The organism is Streptomyces sp. NPDC000983, assembly GCF_040299205.1.
In the GTDB taxonomy this organism is placed as follows: Bacteria; Actinomycetota; Actinomycetes; order Streptomycetales; family Streptomycetaceae; genus Streptomyces.
Window position 1 is genome coordinate 1 of sequence record NZ_JBEPBM010000111.1, and the last position, 2,711, is coordinate 2,711.

Here is a 2,711-nt window from a genome sequence, read left to right on the forward strand (position 1 = left end):
TGCTGGGGCCCCCAGGGTGTTTCGCCCCCGCCGCCCCTTCCCGTCCCGACCCCGGGGGCTGCCGCCCCCGGACCCCCGCTTCGGTCCCGAAGGGCCTCGTCCTCGAACGAGCGGACCCGGCACCCCGCCGGGGAAGTCGCCCGGCACCCCACCGCAGGCTCAGCACCCCCACGGGATCCCGGAACCCGCCGAAAGGGAACGGCACCCCGCCGGGCGGCCGCCCGGCAGCCGCCGGGAAGCCGCGCCGCAGCCCGCCGCAGGCACAGCGTCCACCCGGCGAGTGGGCCCGACACCCGCCCGGGGAGTGAGCCCGGCGCCCGCCCAGGAAGTGAGCCCAGCGCCCACCCGCGGAATGAGCCCAGCACCCACCCAGGAAGTGAGCCCAGCGCCCACCCGCGGAATGAGCCCAGCACCCACCCAGGGAGCGGGCCCGACACCCACCCGCGGAATGAGCCCGGCCCCCGCCGACAACACGGGCCCCGCGCCCGCCGAGGAGGCGGACCCGTACCCGCCGTGAAGGCGGGCCCCCCGCCCCTCGACGCGGTGCTTCCGCTGGTGCACCGCTTCTTGACCACCCCTCTAGGCGGGCTACTCAGACTGCAACCGCCGTGGGCATCCCCCGAGAGAGAGGTAGAGGCTCGGTGACTGCAGCTCCTCACCCCAGCATCCATCCACCGGCGGCCTCGGACGTCTCCTCGCGGACCGAGCGGCTGTCCCGTGTGGTCATCCGGTTCGCGGGCGACTCCGGAGACGGTATGCAGCTGACGGGTGACCGGTTCACGTCGGAGACGGCGTCGTTCGGCAACGACCTGTCGACCCTGCCGAACTTCCCCGCCGAGATCCGCGCCCCCGCAGGCACCCTGGGCGGTGTCTCCTCCTTCCAGCTGCACTTCGCGGACCACGACATCCTCACGCCCGGCGACGCCGTGGACGTACTGGTGGCGATGAACCCCGCGGCGCTGCGGACGAACCTGGCGGACCTGCGGGCCGGCGGCGAACTCCTCGTCAACAGCGACGAGTTCGACTCGCGGTCGTTGACGAAGGCCGGCTACGACCGGTCGCCGCTGGAGGACGACTCGCTCCAGGGCTACCGCCTGCACCCGATCCCCCTGACCAGTCTCACCGTCGAGGCACTGAAGGAGTTCGGGCTGTCCCGCAAGGAGGCCCAGCGTGCGAAGAACATGTTCGCGCTCGGCCTGCTGTCGTGGATGTACCACCGGCCCACCGAGGGCACGGAGAGGTTCCTGCGGACGAAGTTCGCCAAGAAGCCGCAGATCGCCGAGGCCAACATCGCCGCGTTCAAGGCGGGCTGGAACTTCGGCGAGACGACGGAGGACTTCGCGGTCTCCTACGAGATCGCCCCGGCCGCCGACACGTTCCCGTCCGGCACCTACCGGAACATCTCCGGCAACCTGGCGCTGTCGTACGGGCTGCTGGCCGCCTCCCGCCAGGCGGACCTGCCGCTGTTCCTGGGCTCGTACCCCATCACCCCGGCCTCCGACATCCTGCACGAGCTGAGCCGGCACAAGAACTTCGGCGTGCGCACCTTCCAGGCCGAGGACGAGATCGCGGCGGCGGGCGCGGCACTCGGCGCGGCGTTCGGCGGCTCGCTGGCGGTGACCTCCAACTCCGGCCCCGGCATGGCGCTGAAGGGCGAGACGATCGGTCTGGCGGTGGCGCTGGAACTGCCGATGGTCATCGTGGACATCCAGCGCGGCGGCCCCTCGACGGGGCTGCCGACCAAGACCGAGCAGGCCGACCTCCTGCAGACGATGTACGGCCGCAACGGCGAGGCGCCGGTGCCGATCGTGGCGCCGCAGACCCCGGCCGACTGCTTCGACGCGGCGCTGGAGGCGGTGCGGATCGCGCTGACGTACCGCACCCCGGTGTATCTGCTCTCCGACGGCTACCTGGCCAACGGCACGGAGCCGTGGCGAATCCCGGAGCCGCACGAACTCCCGGACCTGCGGGTGGACTTCGCCGACGGACCGAACCACACGCTCGGCGACGGCACCGAGGTCTTCTGGCCGTACAAACGCGACCCGCTCACCCTGGCCCGGCCCTGGGCGATCCCGGGCACCCCGGGGCTCGAGCACCGTGTCGGCGGCATCGAGAAGCAGGACGGCACGGGGAACATCTCCTACGACCCGGCCAACCACGACTTCATGGTGCGCACCCGGCAGCGGAAGATCGACGGCATCTGGGTGCCGGACGTCGAGGTGGACGACCCGGACGGGGCGAACACCCTGGTGCTGGGCTGGGGTTCGACGTACGGGCCGGTCACCGCCGCGGTGCGCCGGCTGCGCGCGGCCGGGGAGTCGATCGCGCAGGCGCACCTGCGCCACCTCAGCCCCTTCCCGCGCAACCTCGGTGACGTGCTCGGGCGGTACGACCGCGTCGTCGTCCCCGAGATGAACCTCGGGCAGCTCGCGTCGCTGGTGCGGGCCCGCTATCTCGTCGACGTCCGCAGCCACACGCAGGTGAGCGGCATGCCGTTCAAGGCCGAGCAGCTCGCCGCGGTGCTCAAGGAGGAGATCCATGCCGCTTGAACTGTCGGCACGCGACTTCAAGTCCGACCAGGAGGTGCGCTGGTGCCCGGGCTGCGGTGACTACGCCATCCTGGCGGCCGTGCAGGGCTTCATGCCCGAACTCGGCCTGGCCCGCGAGAACATCGTGTTCATCTCGGGCATCGGCTGCTCCTCCCGCTTCCC

General features: G+C 71.9%; 1 protein-coding gene and 1 pseudogene. Both read left to right on the forward strand.

From position 1 onward, the window contains the following. Positions 1 to 665 precede the first annotated feature (665 nt). Positions 666 to 2,549, forward strand: coding sequence for a 2-oxoacid:acceptor oxidoreductase subunit alpha (locus ABT296_RS38515; protein WP_351934799.1), 1,884 nt, complete (start codon positions 666 to 668; stop codon positions 2,547 to 2,549). Next, positions 2,539 to 2,711 (forward strand): annotated as a pseudogene (locus ABT296_RS38520) (2-oxoacid:ferredoxin oxidoreductase subunit beta); the annotation flags it as partial. The gene ABT296_RS38515 and the pseudogene ABT296_RS38520, both read left to right, overlap by 11 nt.